Origin of the sequence: Snodgrassella alvi wkB2 (genome assembly GCF_000600005.1) — a bacterium.
GTDB classification, from domain to species: Bacteria; Pseudomonadota; Gammaproteobacteria; order Burkholderiales; family Neisseriaceae; genus Snodgrassella; species Snodgrassella alvi.
In genome coordinates this window covers 2,095,099-2,111,997 of sequence record NZ_CP007446.1, presented here as the reverse complement: position 1 = coordinate 2,111,997, position 16,899 = coordinate 2,095,099, and the positions used below count along the sequence as shown (strand labels likewise).

12 protein-coding genes and 1 tRNA gene are annotated in these 16,899 nt (G+C 39.9%); 6 read left to right on the top strand and 7 right to left on the bottom strand.

Translation table 11 applies throughout. The features are described from left to right. Nucleotides 1-249: 249 nt before the first annotated feature. A complete protein-coding gene (locus SALWKB2_RS09655; protein ID WP_025331472.1) occupies nucleotides 250-4,917 on the top strand; it encodes a hypothetical protein in 4,668 nt (1,555 codons plus the stop codon). Nucleotides 4,918-5,043: 126 nt separating this feature from the next. On the opposite strand, the gene SALWKB2_RS09650 is transcribed toward SALWKB2_RS09655, so the two are convergent. After that, nucleotides 5,044-5,556 (bottom strand): ClbS/DfsB family four-helix bundle protein, encoded by a 513-nt coding sequence (locus tag SALWKB2_RS09650; protein ID WP_025331471.1) that lies wholly within the window; start codon nucleotides 5,554-5,556, stop codon nucleotides 5,044-5,046. A 339-nt stretch (nucleotides 5,557-5,895) separates the two neighbouring features. On the opposite strand from SALWKB2_RS09650, the gene ubiU reads away from it, so the two are divergent. The 3 genes from ubiU to ubiT are packed head-to-tail and all read left to right on the top strand — an operon-like array spanning nucleotide 5,896 to nucleotide 8,270. Then, the gene (gene ubiU / locus SALWKB2_RS09645; protein WP_025331470.1) at nucleotides 5,896-6,906 is read left to right on the top strand and encodes a ubiquinone anaerobic biosynthesis protein UbiU; all 1,011 of its coding nucleotides are present in this window, start codon (nucleotides 5,896-5,898) and stop codon (nucleotides 6,904-6,906) included. A gap of 16 nt (nucleotides 6,907-6,922) precedes the next feature. Continuing rightward, a complete protein-coding gene (locus tag SALWKB2_RS09640) occupies nucleotides 6,923-7,846 on the top strand; it encodes a U32 family peptidase (protein WP_038649765.1) in 924 nt (307 codons plus the stop codon). Continuing rightward, nucleotides 7,833-8,270 (top strand): ubiquinone anaerobic biosynthesis accessory factor UbiT, encoded by a 438-nt coding sequence (ubiT, locus tag SALWKB2_RS09635; RefSeq protein ID WP_025331468.1) that lies wholly within the window; start codon nucleotides 7,833-7,835, stop codon nucleotides 8,268-8,270. Before SALWKB2_RS09640 ends, ubiT begins: the two co-directional genes overlap by 14 nt. A gap of 75 nt (nucleotides 8,271-8,345) precedes the next feature. Here the strand turns inward: ubiT and ubiG are convergent, their stop codons facing one another. From ubiG to SALWKB2_RS09615, 4 genes are all read right to left on the bottom strand, one after another. Further along, nucleotides 8,346-9,095 carry a bifunctional 2-polyprenyl-6-hydroxyphenol methylase/3-demethylubiquinol 3-O-methyltransferase UbiG gene (ubiG, locus tag SALWKB2_RS09630; protein WP_025331467.1) on the bottom strand — a complete coding sequence of 250 codons (750 nt, stop codon included), beginning with the start codon at nucleotides 9,093-9,095 and terminating at the stop codon, nucleotides 8,346-8,348. Between the two features lie 5 nt (nucleotides 9,096-9,100). After that, complete coding sequence (locus SALWKB2_RS09625) at nucleotides 9,101-10,723, bottom strand: ArnT family glycosyltransferase (RefSeq protein ID WP_232348086.1); 1,623 nt, start codon at nucleotides 10,721-10,723, stop codon at nucleotides 9,101-9,103. A gap of 154 nt (nucleotides 10,724-10,877) precedes the next feature. Continuing rightward, nucleotides 10,878-12,290 carry an amino acid permease gene (locus SALWKB2_RS09620; protein ID WP_363119075.1) on the bottom strand — a complete coding sequence of 471 codons (1,413 nt, stop codon included), beginning with the start codon at nucleotides 12,288-12,290 and terminating at the stop codon, nucleotides 10,878-10,880. Between the two features lie 310 nt (nucleotides 12,291-12,600). Then, nucleotides 12,601-13,671 (bottom strand): metallophosphoesterase, encoded by a 1,071-nt coding sequence (locus SALWKB2_RS09615; protein WP_025331464.1) that lies wholly within the window; start codon nucleotides 13,669-13,671, stop codon nucleotides 12,601-12,603. Nucleotides 13,672-13,977: 306 nt separating this feature from the next. Here SALWKB2_RS09615 and SALWKB2_RS09610 point away from each other — a divergent pair. Together SALWKB2_RS09610 and SALWKB2_RS09605 are read left to right on the top strand one after the other, a co-directional pair. Beyond that, nucleotides 13,978-14,053, top strand: a tRNA-Arg gene (locus SALWKB2_RS09610). A gap of 314 nt (nucleotides 14,054-14,367) precedes the next feature. Beyond that, nucleotides 14,368-15,261: a DMT family transporter gene (locus SALWKB2_RS09605; RefSeq protein ID WP_025331463.1), complete on the top strand. Its 894-nt coding sequence runs from the start codon at nucleotides 14,368-14,370 to the stop codon at nucleotides 15,259-15,261. Between the two features lie 95 nt (nucleotides 15,262-15,356). Here the strand turns inward: SALWKB2_RS09605 and SALWKB2_RS09600 are convergent, their stop codons facing one another. Next, nucleotides 15,357-15,680: a rhodanese-like domain-containing protein gene (locus SALWKB2_RS09600; RefSeq protein WP_025331462.1), complete on the bottom strand. Its 324-nt coding sequence runs from the start codon at nucleotides 15,678-15,680 to the stop codon at nucleotides 15,357-15,359. 777 nt (nucleotides 15,681-16,457) lie between these two features. Next, a complete protein-coding gene (locus tag SALWKB2_RS09595) occupies nucleotides 16,458-16,685 on the bottom strand; it encodes a ChaB family protein (RefSeq protein ID WP_025331461.1) in 228 nt (75 codons plus the stop codon). Nucleotides 16,686-16,899: the final 214 nt, after the last annotated feature.

Sequence of the window (16,899 nt, the reverse complement as noted above, 5' to 3'; positions counted from 1 at the left end):
ACAAAAAGTAAAAATTAATAATGTATGTATTGATAGTCTGATATATCAGTCGAGTATTTAATTTTTATGGTAATGGTGTTGAAAGCTGAATACAGGGCTTATTTTTCGTTGAAATAAAGTGATCTTGTACATATATAGATTAAACGTAAAAAGTTGGCGTTTTATATTAAATGTTATTCTTTAATAAGAGATTTATTATGAAATGCAAATCATATTATTAGTAGATATCATTATTTCAGAGAAAATAAGATGGCAGCAGAGAGTGGTGGGTATGCAGATAAATTCGGTAATCGCTATGAAGCTAATTGGGTAGCCTATCAGCTGGTTCGCTTACTGGAAGAAAAAATTATAAGTGTTGTCGTTGAGCCGTTAGGTCCTGATGGGCAAGGAGTGGATATCCTTATTAATAAAACGGACGGTACCGCTGAATACCATCAATGCAAAATGGGTAAAGAGGATAATAAGGAGTGGACTCTGGCTCATTTACATAGTTCTGGTATTTTATCTAATGCATGGCTTCAGATAGAGCAAAATAATGAATTTTATCTGGTTTCTCCTTTAAGCTGTAAAACCATCAGTGATCTGAGTGATAGTGCGTTAAACAGTAATGGGAATCCAGAGGATTTTCTGAAATGGCAGATAAATGTCAGCCAGAAACGTAAAAAAATTTTTGAAGATCTATGTAATTATCTGAATCTGGACATCACCTGTCTGAAAGATGTATCCCGAGCAATTAATTTTCTACAAAAATTTAAAATTGAACAATTTAAGTTTACAAAAACAATTGAGGATTGGCTGGAATTCAGAATTTCCCAGTTATATTCTGATAATACAGATGATATATTAAGGTTTTTAAAAATTTATCCGGTTGATAAAGATAAACTACGTACTGAAATAACACCCTTTCTTTTACAGGGAGATTTAGAAAAAAGCGGATTTAACCGCAGAGTAATGCTTTCGGATACACGCATAAAGACAGCGATTGATAATTTGTCTGAAGAATTTAATAATTCGATTTGCTCCTCACCGGTTGCTAATTTGATTAACAGAAAAAATGAAGTACAGCAATTATCTGATTCAATACAAAGCAATGCTGTCACATTACTTACTGCTGAGGCCGGCTACGGCAAAAGTTTTTTATTACTGCAACTGCATGAATATTTGCAACAGCAGAAAATTATTTCAGTGCCGATTCGTCTGGATAGAAGAATTCCGGCAACAAATCTTGAACAATATGGAATATCTCTTGGTTTTCTTGCTTCACCGGTTTATTGTCTGAGTAAATATGCTGCTGCCCAAAAAGTTGTTTTTATCCTTGATCAGTTAGATGCCATTCGCTGGACTGCGATGCATTCAAGTCAGGCACTGGAAATCTGTCGTCAATTTATTAAACAGATCATTTATTTAAGAAAAGAAAATAAAAATATCAGTGTAGTACTGGCAGCACGAACATTTGACATTAATGAAGATATCGCATTATCCAGCTGGATAAAAAGCTTAGATAATGAATGCAGGAAAATAAATCTGGCAGAATTAGATGAGAATACCGTAAATGATTTAGTGTCACCTTATGAAAATTATTCTGATCTGCTATCAGAAAAAAAGCGTATTTTGCGAATACCGTTATGGCTGGGATTTTATTTATCCATTGCCAGTAATAATCATAATTCGGTAACAAAATTAAATAATAAACTGGAGCTGATACAAGAATTTATCAAAGATCGTATGCAAGAAGTGGAGCGCTGTAGTGTTAGTAGTTCAGAGGCTCATGCACTTGCAGATTCCATTTCTCAGCTAATGATGAAAAGCTGCCGGTTAATTGTATCAGAATCTTTATTACCAGTAGAAATGCAAAAACAGCTCAAAGCTTTGATATCAGTTGGATTACTGAACAAGCAGAATGAGCAGATAAGTTTCCGGCATCAGGTATTATTTGATTATCAGATTGGTTTTAGTCTGTATCAGACTGCAATGCTTTCTGTGGAGAATTTATTAGATGCTATAGGAAGCAGAGAAGAACAGACATTAATGAAACGGGAGCAGCTGAAATATGCTATGAATCTGTTGCTGCAAATGAACCAAGAATCTTTCTGTAATTGTGTAAACGCTATTTTATTTACTGATGATATCAGGTTTCATTTAAAGCATCTTGTTTTGTACTCTATTAAAGACATTCAGGAACTTAAAAAACCAGCACGTAAACTGATTGATAAAATTATTACTGAGCCTGAATTCTTAATGCAATTTTTGCAGAATGCCAGCTTCGGTAATAGCTATATTGTCAGATATCTGATTGAGGCCGGATATATTGCCGGATGGTTACAAAATACAGATCAAGTATTGGTAGATTCAACAATAAATTTATTATTTTCAGTAGTAAATATAATACCTGAATTAGTGGTAAAAGAAATTACTCCTTTGGTTGGTTTGTCTGATTCACTTGATGCCAAAATATATAATTTATTACCCAGAGATATAGAAAATGATGCTGATATATTGTTTGATTTAAGAAAAAAAATAATAAAATCAGGATATCAGTCATATTCGATAAACTGGAACAATCTTGCAAAAAAATATCCACAACGAGCTCTGGATATAATTAGCATCATACTGGCTCAGCATCAGCAGGAGTTATCCGGAATATCAGATCCTTTTGACACCGAATACATAATGAAACCTTTCATGTCTAAGTGCTATTGGTCAGAAAATGATGATAATGTAATTCAAATGGTCATGTTAATACCGCAAGTTGTGTTAAAATTTCTTTTGAAATATATAAACAATATTTTGCCGTCTAATTCAGAAAAAGTTATTTTTAATCAATGGATTGATAAATTTCAATGCGTTTTAGAGAACAAAACCAGTCTACAACTAACTATACTGAAAATGATAGAGGTAGCTGGAGGCCAGTTGCAAGACAGACCAGAAGAGCTTATTAAACTGATTAAGCCTTACCTAAATCACCCTAATTTTATTTTTATACACATAATAGCTAATCAGTTATTCAATCTTCCAGCTAAATATGCAGATATGGTGATTTGCTGGTTATTAAAAGAACCTCAACAAAGATTAAGTTGTGGTAATTTTTGGATTGAATCCGAATGGGCTTTGGCTGGGAAGCTGATTGAAAAATTTTCTCCTCATTGTTCAGAGGAATTATTTAAGCAATTAGAACATACTATTTACTATATACCGCCATTAAAGGATATTGAGTATATTAAATTGCAATTGGCAAACAGAAAGAATGGAATTTTTGAACACTATTGGGGACATGCGCAATATTTTTTACTGCCGAAATTGGACCGTAAACGTCTCAAGCCTGATACATGTGAATTAATAGCTGTATTGCAGCGAAAATTTGGGTTTTATAAAAATGAAAATTATAACGGTATAGTATTTGGTCATAGTAGCTGGTTCACTTCCCCATTACCCAAAGGAAATTGTTTGTCTGATAAAAACTGGCATAAATTAATATTAGCACCAGCACTTAGACTAAATTCTGATAAAGAAAAACAGAGAAATGAAAAATTTATAATAGCTAAATCAAAAATTCAAAAACTTGCTTGTGATTTTGAAACTAATGTACGCAATCAGCCATCCCGATTTGCCAGATTTGCCCTGACTTTACCTGTATCTATTCATAAAGAGTTTATTGTAGCTTTATTTTCTGGCTTGGCAGAAACTGATAGAAATAAGATAGCTAAAGATTTTCAGGCAGAATGGCAGCCCTGTCCGGTGGAGCTATTAGAAAAGATTATTTTACATTTTTATAATCATGTGTCTGAATTAAGTTTGGTTAGCATGTTAGCCAATAGAGAGGATAATATTTCAAAATCACTAATTGATATGTTATGTAATCTGGCAAAATTTTCTCCGGATCCAAAACCTAATACATTATCAGTATATACTTCAGGTCAGAATAAATGTGCTAATTCTGTAAATATTGAGGAACTTCACATAAATTCCTTTAATTGTGTCCGAGGCAATGCTTATCATGCATTAGCTAAAATATTCAGAAAAAATAAAGAATTTGCATTGGCTAATCTGGACTTAATCCAGGCGGCTATCAATGATGAACATCCGGCAGTACAAATCACTTCTACTGCTCTTTTGCTATCCATTCTGAATTCTAATGAAGATTACGCACATAAAAATTTCTTTATTTTATGTCAGAAAAATATTATTTTTTCTTGTTCTCCAGAAGCAAATTATTTTTTCAATTCCGGGTTTGGAGGACCTTATGAATATTTATATATCGAACTGGTATTAAATATGCTTAATTCCGATAAGTCCGAAGTTAGAATGCTGGCTGCTAAACAGATATATGCCAGATGGTTTTTTAGTAATTTGTTTACAGACGAGTTGCAGCAAGTATTGAATGGAGATGATGTTTTAAAAAATGGTTGTACCGATTTTATTATACAAATTCTGGAAAATGATAAATATACAGATAAGATAGAGAAAATTGAATTTGCTTATGAAAGGTTGCTAAATGATGAAAATATTGAGATAGTCAGAAAATTAGGTCGTTGTATAACCAGTAAAAATTATTGGACAAAATCAAATTTTCAGAAATTATTCAGTATTTTTGTTAATTCCCGTGCCGCGATTTATTGCATAAATGAATTTTGCTGGACTATAAATAATTACCCTGCAAAATTAACTGATTTATGTCCTTTATTATTAATTTTAGTGGAAAATATTAATCGTCGTTATCAGAGTGAAGTATTTCGGGATTCTTGGCAGGATGAATCCAATTTGATAACAGCCATTCAGAGAATTTATGATGAAGCAATAGAGGACGAGGATAAAGAAACAATGAATATATGTCTGGATATATGTGACGAATTATTTAAATTGAGACCTTATACAGCGTTAAAAATTACAAAAAGTCTGGATAATGATGTACTGGTTTAAATGCGGAATGATTATTTAATAAAAGGTCAAAAATTAAGTTGTAATTAATAATAAGGCAATAATTATGTCTGAATCATATTCAGGTGTTATCTGGCTATCGTGACCAGATTATTGCTAATAATTAATTTATTCTTTGATCTGTTTCAACAATTTATTCAATCGTCCTGTGGCATTTTTATAAGGGGAGGAGGTATTAAACTGAATCATGCGTCCGCGTGTGTATTTTTCATGCCAGGGTGAGCCATACAGCTCTTCATTACTAAAGCTATCAATAAGTGAAATCAGATTCTTTTTGTTGGTCTCCAGAAGCGAGAGTAACTGTTTGAAATCGGTAATGTCCTGATAATCACGATAAAATTTCTGTGCCAGTAATCCCAGTTGATTCCATTTATATCCTGCTTCCGGAAAGGCAATTTTCTGCCCTGACTGTTCCTGTTTATGCCATGACAGCACCAGTTCTCCCCAGCCAATTAAATAAGACACAAGCTGTGCAGCACTCATCATTGTACCTTTAGCATGGCCTTCCATCAGAGGCAGATAGGCTTTCTGTTCAGGTACAGCAGCCAGCTTTTTGGTCAGTAGTGTATAGTTTTTATTAATTGCTTCAATTAGTTCCTGTTTTGATTCTGGTATTGCCATTTGGTTCTCCCTACCTTCAGACATTAACTATATAAACTATGTGGTACAGCATAACATATTTTATGGCAGATAAATGGAGGCGCTATGATGATTCGGAAAATAAAACTACGGCAAAAGGCAGCTTATTTATACAATCATTCTTATGTTCACTGTTATTTTTATTAAACTTTTTATTTATTTATGTATCTTTTGGTTAAATAAATATTAAAAATATTTTGATTTAATTTTTGCTTGTTTATTGTCAATAAATTCGATTGTATTAAATGTTTTAATCCTGCATTTGTGCAGGTATTGATACCTGCTGATTGATGTTTTTATTTATGGGGTTGGTGAAAACAGATGAGTAGGAAAATACCTGAACTGGTGTGCCCGGCAGGTAATTTACCGGCGCTGAAAATGGCAGTAGACCATGGAGCGGATACGGTTTATATGGGGCTGAAGGATGCAACTAATGCACGCAATTTTGCCGGTCTGAATTTTGACTATAAGTCAGCCGCTGAGGGAATTGCTTATGCACATCAGTACGGGCGTAAGGTGCTGATGGCAATTAATACGTATGCACAGGCCGGCGATGTACTGAAATGGCAGCAGGCTGTGGATACAGCGGCTGAGCTGGGCGTGGATGCGGTTATTCTGGCTGATCTGGGGATGCTGGCTTACGCGCGAAAAACACATCCTCAGCTGGCATTGCATATGTCGGTACAGGGGTCGGCTACGAATTATGAGGCGATTAATCTGGCTCAGGAGCTGTTTGGTATCAAACGGGTGGTATTGCCGCGGGTGCTGACTTTACCTCAGGTGGAACAGGTAATTAAACATACTTCTGTAGAAATTGAGGTGTTTGGGTTTGGCAGTTTGTGTGTGATGGTAGAGGGACGCTGTCTGCTTTCAAGTTATGTGACGGGAGAGTCGCCTAATACTTTCGGTGTGTGTTCACCGGCAAAATATGTTCGCTGGGAGCAGTATAACAACGGGATGGATGCACGGCTGAATAATATTCTGATTGACCGGTATGGTGTGGATGAGCCGGCCGGTTATCCGACTTTGTGCAAAGGGCGGTTTCAGGTAAATCAGGAAACGTATTATGCGCTGGAAGAACCAACCAGTCTGAATGTTATAGAAATTTTGCCGCAATTGCTGGAAATCGGTGTGGCGGCGATTAAGGTGGAAGGCAGGCAGCGCAGTCCGGCCTATACAGCTCAGGTCACTAAGGTATTACGGCAGGCTCTGGATATGGCAATACAAAGTCCAGAACAGTTCAGTGTTAATCCGTTGTGGCAGCAGGCACTGGCCAAAGTCTCAGAAGGCCAGCAGGTAACGCTGGGTGCTTATAACCGGCCGTGGAAATAATAAGGGAATGTAGATGATGCAACAGGGTAAACTGGCTTTATCGTTAGGGCCGATTCTGTTTTTCTGGCATAAGCAGCAGATTGTGGATTTTTACCGGCAGATGGCTGAGCAGCCACTAAAAACGGTTTATATGGGTGAGACGGTATGTTCCCGCCGGCAGGAGCTGAAAGTAGCCGACTGGATTGATTTGGCTCATGATGTGGCTACCAGCGGGCATGAGGTGATTTTATCTTCACAGGTGCTGCTGGAGAGTGAATCTGATTTAAAGCGGCTGCGTAAACTGACAGAACAAGCTGATTTTCAGGTAGAGGCTAATGATCTTGCTGCGGTGAGGCTGCTGCATGCAAAGGGAATTCCTTTTGTTGCGGGGCAGGCACTGAATATTTATAACGAGCAGACGCTGGCATTGATGCAGTCGCTGGGGGCTTATCGCTGGATTGCTCCGGTTGAGCTGGGCGCAGACCGGCTGGCCAAGATGATTGCGGCAGTGCCGGATATGACCTGTGAGGTATTTGGCTGGGGAAAATTGCCGTTGGCTTATTCTTCACGCTGTTTTACCGCACGGCATTACAATCTGAAAAAAGACAGTTGTGAATTCAAATGTCTGGAACATGCTGATGGTCTGCTGCTGAATACACGCGAAAAACAGGCTTTTCTGACTATTAACGGGATTCAGACAATGTCTGCCGGCTATCATTCTTTACTCGCCAGTTATCAGCAGCTGATGGCTATTGGTGTGAAATATTTAAGAATTTCTCCGCAAAAAGAGTATATGGCGGAAGTGATTGAATTGCATCAGCAGGTTCTGGACGGAGCAAAAAAAGCAACTTCTGCTTTATCTGAGCTCAAAATGCATGCAGGTAATGTACTGGTGGATGGTTACTGGCATGGTAAAGCCGGAATTAATCAATGCGAAGGGATGATACATGCAGGTGCCTGATAAAGTAATGCCGGTATTTTTGAAAAAGATAATTTCAGTACTGCCGGCAAAACCACCGGCATGGGTATTGGTTAATACCTTAAATCAGTTACTTAGAAGAGAGATATTACTGGCAGATATGTCTTTGCTGGCCGGACGTCATTTCCGGATTGTGGTATCGGATTTGGGGCTGGATTTATGTTTCAGTGCCGACAACGAGCGTTTTATGGCTGCTGATGCTGCTGGTGTGGTGGATTTGTGTCTGAGTGCCAATACCGCCGATTTTATGAAGATGCTGTTGCGGCAGGAAGATCCGGATACGCTGTTTTTCAATCGCCGGCTGAAAATCGAGGGTGATACAGAGCTGGGATTGGTGGTAAAAAATCTGCTCGACAGTATTGACTGGTCGACTGTTCCTGTTATGAAGTCACTGGTAGGGCAGTAGCTACAGGCGGTGATTCAGGAACAGTTACAGCAGCCGGTATCTGGTTATGATACCGGCTTTTTAAACAGGCTGTTATTAATCTAAAGGACGGCGGCAGGCAATCATGTAATTGACATCCAGACTGTCGGTAAGGTGATAGCGTCTGGTTAACGGGTTGTAGGTAAAGCCACTGCTACCCAGCCATTCCAGACCAGCCTGACGACACAGGCGTGCCAGTTCTGCCGGCGTGATGAATTTGCGATGATCATGGGTGCCATGCGGCATCAGTTGCAAGATGTATTCTGCTGCAATGATGGCTTGCATATATGATTTGATATTGCGGTTGATAGTGGAAAAACAAACTACGCCGCCAGGTTGGACTAATTGTGCGCAAGCATGCACTACACTGCCCGGATCGGGTACATGTTCCAGCATCTCCATACAGATAACTGCTCCGAAGCCGGCCGGCATTTCTGCGGCTAAATCTTCTACACTGACCATACGGTAGCTTACGTTGCCGACATGTTCCTGCATAGCGTGTAACTGGGCGATTTTCAGGGATTTTTTGGCTAAATCGATACCAGTAACGCTACTGGCACCGGCTTTTGCCATGGCTTCACTCAGAATTCCGCCGCCACAGCCTACATCCAGTACATCTTTACCGGTCAGCCGGGCATAACTATCAATAAAACTGAGCCGCAAGGGATTAATGTCATGCAGAGGTTTAAACTCGCTCTCTTTATCCCACCACTTATGTGCCAGCTGGCTGAATTTGTCGATTTCGCCGGCATCGACGTTGGCGGGTGTGGCCGGCAGACTGGTTTGTTGCTCTACTGGAGTATTCATAATTGTTATTCCTTTGTTGCAGTGGATTTAACCCACAAGGCGATGATGTTGTTTTTTTCACGCGGACGGGCACCAGACCAGATTTCATGCCATTCAGGCGGCGGAGTGGTTTTGGAGTCTCTGCTGATCAGACGATAGTTACAGTGCGGATTATCCGGCAGCAGAGGAATCCAGCTATATTGCTGCCATGCAATACGCATGCTAAAGCTATTCTGGTTAACACTGATGCAGTCATGCATATTAATAAAAGCCTGTTGTTGTTCTTCGCTCAGACTGTTTTGCATTTGCTGGACAACCGGCCGGGCGGATTTGGCTGCATCCAGCCATGGTAAGAACAGAGTAAGCAGCAGAGACCACACCAGTAATACGCCGGCAGCCCAGTTAGTGACTGCCTGTCTGCCGCGGATATGCTGTCGGGTAATGGCCCATAGCCATAATGGTGTCAGTACGCAGGCAACAATGACCGGAAAGTAGTTTACATCGTAGCGGTAGTACGGGCTGAAATAAACTGCCCGTTCGGCCAGTTTGGCCGGCCAGCCGTAATTCATGGCAATAAAGCCCAGCCAGAGAAATACAGCCAGAAAGCCGAAAGCCATAATGCCGAACCAGTTGAGAAATGCTATGGCGTTGCGACGCAGGGCATCCAGCTGTGCTGCTCCTAATACAGCCAGCGGTGGCAGGAGAAATACTAATAAATCCTGATATTGCTGTGGCAGCAGAGCAAATACAAGCAGAGACAGGCTCAGCCAGATAATACCGAGAATACCCCAGCGCAGATTGTTCAGTTTACAGCGTGTGGCTGTCCAGATGGCTAATGGCCATGCAGGAAAAGCAAACCAGATAAGATTTTTCAGGTAATACCCAAGTGAGAAATGTGCCTCAAAATGGCGGAAACCGCCGAATGGTGCGAGGGCATGGTATTGCCACCACAAATTGAATATATTGGCAGCGGTCTGATGTAAAGCCAGTGGCCAGATCAGCATCAGCGGTAAAGCACAGAGCAGGGAGATGAGTAATACCAGATGGTAGCGCCTGCTTTGCCATTTCGAATGCAGCAGCAGGCTGAATGCGATCAGAATCAGCAATAGCGGCCAAAGTAAACTGCCGGTTAAAGACAGAACTGCCAGACCGCCGCCGAGCATCATGCTGGCCATCATAATACGTCGTTCCGCCAGCGCAAAACCATACCAGCACATGGATGCACCAAGACAGAGAATCATGCTGTCGTTAATAAAGTGTGCCGGAATCAGCAGACCGGTACATCCTAATAAAATCAGTACCGCAATCCGGCCATAGCCACGCCCAAGAAATTCGCGTGCGGAACCGCCAATACAGGAAAACGTGAGTACTATAAGGATAACATTGGTAAGGCGGGTGGCTTCATAGACATCCATCCGTTTCGGGCTGAATAAGTGCTGACATAAGACTGCCAGCCATGTATATAAGGGAGAAGCTTCCCAGTTTATCTCACCAAAAATAGTCGGAACTGCCCAGTTTGAAGTTTGCCACTGACTGACGGTAGTAAACAGATAAGGTTCACCCGGTGTCCATAAATCATGATGCAGTACACCCGGCCACAGCCACACAAATACCAGTAACAGCAGCAGCCATGAACGTTTTTTGTTCATGTGAGGTGAACTGCCGGATTTTGCGGGGGTATAGGTAAGCATGAGATTCTGACTGCAATAAATGATAAATCAACGGGCTTAATGTTAGCTGAAAATGCAGCAGGCAGCCAGTTGTGGCTGCCTGTAGTCTGTATGATTAATGTAAATACCGGTTTTAATCGATATGTTTGCTGAGATTCACCTGGTCGAGAGGTACTTTACGAGTATGGTAGCGTAACTTGTGATACAGATAGAATGCTGCGAATACCGGCAGCCCCATATAAGTGATGGCAAAGCGCTGCCATTTAAAATCACCATGCAATAGTAACTGGCTGTCCTGTCCGATTATCACCAGAATACACAGTAAAAGCGCCAAAATGGGGCCGAACGGAAACCATTTGGCACGATAAACCAGAGAATTCACATCATTACCCTGCCGCACAAAAGCACGCCGGAAACGATAGTGACTGATGGCAATACCCAGCCAGGCAATAAAACCGGTAAGACCGGATGCCGCAACAATGTATTCGTATGCACCTTCATCGACACTTTCCAGCAGGAAAATAGCCAGTACGACAATTGCTGTTGCCAGCAGTGCCAGCACAGGTACACCGCGACGGTTTACTTCAGCAAAAGTACGGTGAGCCATGCCGTCTTTACCCATTGCATACAACATACGGGTAGATGCATAAAGACCGGAATTGCCGGCAGAAAGAATAGAAGTCAGAATCACAGTATTCATTATGGCTGCGGCAAAAGCCAGACCGGCACGCTCAAATACCAGTGTAAAGGGCGATTTTGCAACCTGATCCACATCTGCACCAAGCAGAGCATCGCTGTTATAAGGAATAAGCAGACCAATTACCAGCATGGCTAGAATATAAAAAATCAGAATGCGCCAGAAAACCTGTTTGATTGCTTTGGGAATACTTTCCTGCGGGTTTTCTGACTCACCGGCAGTAATACCGATAAGTTCTGTTCCCTGAAATGAGAAACCGGCAATCAGAAATACACCGAGTACGGTAAAAAATCCGCCCGACCAGCCATGTCCGAGAATCGGTGCGTCGCCGATAGTGAAATTACTTAAGCCTATATACTGGCCGCCAAGAATACCGAAAATAGTCAGTACACCCACGCCCAGAAACACAATTACCGTAACTACTTTAATCAGAGCAAACCAGTATTCTGATTCGCCGTAGGCTCGTACAGATAAAATATTCAGCAGAAATACGAGAGCAAAAAACAGCAGACTCCAGCTCCATGCCGGCATAAAGCGCAATGGTTCCCAGTAGGTAATGACCAATGAAGCTATGGAAATATCGGCTGCAACGGTAATTACCCAGTTAAACCAGTAGTTCCAGCCCAATGCAAATCCCAGTGACGGATCCACAAAACGGGCGGCATAGGTAGAGAAGGAACCGGAGGTAGGCAGATAAGTTGCCATTTCCCCGAGCGAGGTCATCAGGAAATACACCATAACCCCGATAGCCATATAGGCGAGCAGTGCTCCTCCCGGCCCGGCATCGTGAATGGCACTGCCGCTGGCCATGAATAATCCCGTACCAATACTGCCGCCAATGGCAATCATTGACAGATGGCGGGTTTTCAGATGGCGTTTAACTTGATTGGAAGAGGAATTGGCGTCTGTCATTCTGGTATTGAATAAATAATCTCTGGTATACATGAATGTATGGCTGTATCCGGCATACATTCATTACTCTGATACCGGCATAATGATGCAACGGCACCATCTGAAACAATGTCCAGTGTGCTATACCAAAGTGGATTGCAGATTAATGTATAAACAGCATTTGCCGGAGTTATTATCCTTTTTGCATATACTGTTTTGCTGTAAAAACGTTTATTATAACAAATGTATTGTTGACTGGCAGGATTATTCAGCGATTGCGTTCAGCAGGGCAGTATTTACCACTATTTAACATGATGAGATTTTCCGGCCAGCGCAATGCGGCCAGATGCATCCGGCTGTCTGCCGGTAAGATGGCATTTCTGCGCTCACGCCAGCGGGCACCTATGGAAAAATCCACACAGAATACCTGTTGCTGCTTACCCAGCCAGTGAGTCGGCGGTTCCGGAAACAGATCTTTGCGATGTTCGGCCACGCCTGCTGTACCATACCAGCTGCGCCAGTAATGCCCGATAATTACCGCCACCGGATCAGTATATTGCTGCCACCACGGTTTTCTTACCGTAAATCGCCAGCGGCCGTTTATATAAAATGGTTGCTGAGTTAAAGCCTGAATACCGCTGGTCAGTGCACGTATAGGATTATGGCAGCTACGTAATAAATCATAATGAGCAACACCGGGCTGAAATGGCATGGTGTAGTTTTCATCTTCCAGTTCTGTTTTTAGCTGCTGTGTTTCCTGTATATAAGATTCGTACCATTCAGTCTGGCGGAAATCATCAAAAAAACGGTTCTCCCAGTAGTGATACTGTTTAATCAGAGATTTTTCGCCACAATGAATCAGTTTATCAATGCTGTCCGGCAGCCATGCGGCATGTACAATGCGTAAATCGTCGCGTTGCAGAATCAATGGCCATTGTGCCATGGTTTCCTGTAGTTGCCTGCGCTTGTCTTTCGGATAATGCTGCCATGGTGCAAAACGTGTTTCGTCCTGCGGACGGTTGTCAAAATACCAGCCCGAACCGTCTTTAGGATCATCAATCAATAAATTCAGTTCATGATTGCCAATGATAGTAAATGCATTTTCAGCTGCGACTGCTTGAATTACCCAGTCGAGTACAGCCGGACTATCCGGTCCGCGATCACATAAATCGCCGACAAATACCAGTTTTCTGCCATGTTTATGCCGTCCGTTCTCATCATAACCGAGAAAGTGCAATAATTGCTGTAAAGCTTCCCATTCGCCATGCACATCACCAATAACATCCAGTGCAGTACTGGCAGGAAGAGGACGGATAAATGAACATGAATCAGAATACATATATGTGGCCTGTCAAACAGACCTGACAGCTGTCTGTAGGGATATTTCTTTGTTATAAAACAAAATTTAATGCACCAAAGTTATTAAACATAGCACAAAAATTTTACGTATGCCAAATTTACTGCAATTAATCTCTCATTTTGTGTGATTATTACCAGTATGAATAAAAATATGAATAAAATATTTAATTTCATATGGTTGCTTTTTAGAAACAGGCGGAGGATAATTTTTATGTTATATGGATATAGATTGCTTTTGCCAAACTGTCTGATTTGGGCTAAAATCTGCCACTCTTAATATTTATCAGCATCCATAGCTCAGTTGGAAGAGTGTCGGTTTCCGAAGCCGGAGGTCACAGGTTCGATCCCTGTTGGGTGCACCAGAATTTTTTTAAGGGCTTTTAGTTTTGCTAAAAGCCCTTAAATTTTATGTGTATCAATTATTTTTGTTGATCAAGATATTTGATTTTAAATAACCTGTTACATTCTTTAATCATCAAATTATAATTGTTGCTATCATAATGTATTCATAATTATCTATCATATTGTTACAAAGACATTGAGTAATACATTCTGAACCATTTGCCTTACCGGAAAAAATTTATTAATTATTTAATTTAATATCAATAAAAGTTCAAACTGTTTTGGATAAAAAAATTCTTATGGTATTTGATTTGTATAAATAGAGAGATTTTTCATGCTAGTGTCAAAAAAAGCCCAAGGGCATTTGATTGCGTTGTTTACGATATTTATCTGGGGAACAACCTATATTTCCACCAAGGTTTTACTGACAGAATTCAAACCTATAGAAATTCTATTTTTCCGATTTATGTTGGGTTACTTTACACTGTGGATTCTGGCTCCTCATTTTTTGAGCTGGCAGGGCATCAGGAAAGAGCTTTTGTTTATGGCTGCCGGTTTTTGTGGAGTCACCTGCTATTTTTTATGTGAGAATATTGCATTAACTTATACAACAGCTTCTAACGTGGGGGTAATCGCCAGTCTGGCTCCGGTATTTACCGCCATTTTAGCGATGTTCTTTTTAAAAGCAGAAACACCTTCTCTGCGTTTTTATATTGGCTGTCTGCTGGCAGTTTTTGGTGTGGTCTTAATTAGTTTTAATGGTACGTTTGTTCTTTCTCTGAATCCGCTCGGTGATTTTCTGGCAGTTGTAGCCTGTCTGTTCTGGGCTGGCTATTCGATTTTAACCAAAAAAAGCAGCAGTTTTGATTGCAATATTATTTTACTTACCAGACGCTTCTTTTTTTATGGTTTGATTCTGATGTTGCCTGCATTGTATTTATTTAATTTTGAATGGGGACTGGTACGTTTTTATAAGCCGGTTAATATGCTTAATATCCTGTTTCTAGGAGTAGGTGCTTCTGCAATCTGCTTTGTTTCATGGAATTATGCAGTTAAGTTAGTCGGGGCTGTTAAAATCAGTATTTATATTTATTTAGTCCCTATTATTACAATAATCAGTGCGGTAATTATTTTGAAAGAACCATTTAACTTAATTGCTGCTGTGGGTACATTGCTGACACTAAGTGGCGTGGTATTGTCACAGGGTAAGAGAAGTAAAAAGCAGTAATTACTATGTATTCTGATAATAATTAGAATTTTACTGTGCCAAAAAAAGCTCCATGAATTAAGGAGCTTTTCAATTTAAATTGTCAATGCTGATAATTAATAGGTTGGTACACTTGCATCTACTTCATGTGACCATGCATTGATACCGCCGTTGAGATTATAGAGATTTTCAAAGCCGGCTTCCTGCAGATATAAAGCTACCTGCATGCTGCGCATACCAAGGTGGCAATATAAGACGATGGGTTTATCATCCGGTAATTCATTCTGGCGTAACGGAATCATATTCATCGGAATATGTATAGAACCGGGTATAGCTGCATACTGAACTTCATTATCTTCCCGAACGTCGAGTAAGACAAAATCCTGATTTTGCTGTTGCCATTGCTGTAATTGAACAGCGTTCAATGTTTGGATACTCATATTATAAACTGATGTATGAAATGTCATTTATGGTTTAAATTATAGAAACTGATTTATTCCTCAGATTCTATTCGTACATATTCAACCATAAAATTGGATAATTTATCTACCTCAATGTATTCTCTTACTATAGCAAGAGTAATTTAAGCGTTTAGATTGTTACGATTATATTGCTTAATCAAAAATCTTCCGTTTGTTTTTGTCTTAAACTGAGTCAGTATTCATAATTTAAAGCTTTCGCTAAAATAGTGATAAAAATCTTCATTTGAAAGTTTCTGACAAACCATCTTGAAACTCTATCATGGTTTTATCTCTTTTCAGTTTATTCTGTCTGACTTTTTAGTATGTCCTATTTCTAATAAGAAATTCACTGTCTCAGTATGTGGTTTTAGAGGAAAGTAATGCGTATACCGCGCTAATTACGACAATGTTTTGTTAAATGGCATATATATAATCACTATACTTTGTTCTAGTGATGGTTGATAGTAATCAGACGATAACTGAAAGAGGATAAAACCAAAGCAGGTTTTGGTTTGATACATGAAATGTAATATTGACTAGTGATTCATCTGGCGGGCAGGATGGTAAAAGAAATGTGTTCTCATAATTATCATTTGAGATACACACTATGCTTTGGAAAAGAGACTTACACCTGCATCCCGACAGTGTAATTAAAATAGAATCAACAAATTGATTGCCTTAAATGCAGGTTTGTGCTGCTTTTTTGTCGTTTACTCTTGCAGATTATTGCTGGTGGTATTAAGGCAATCACAAAGATTATTTGGGCTGCCACTTGCCATCTTTACCTTTATGGTAAGTTTTTTCTACTGCCGCCCACGCAACTTTATATGCAATGGTTTCGGCATCGCTGTTATCGCGGCGTTTTTTCGGATCCTGATATTCCTGAATTGCGTGATTAAAAGCTTCTTTGAAAATATCCTGTGCATGTTCAGGCAATGCCTGTTTTACTGCTGCCGGTAAGTCTGCGCGGGTTTGATAAGGCATGATTCTGCTCCTGAAGATAAAATTATTTTAAATATTACCAGAGCAATGTAATAAGTATTCGAAATTTCGGAATATCTTTTTTATTTTACAGTTTTTAAAACAATGTGTTGCTGTTTTTCAATATACTGGCTTATGGTTGCCGGGATTGCTATTCAAAGTAGTATCAGACAAAAAGATGAAAAATAAATTTATCAGTTAAATACTGATATTAATT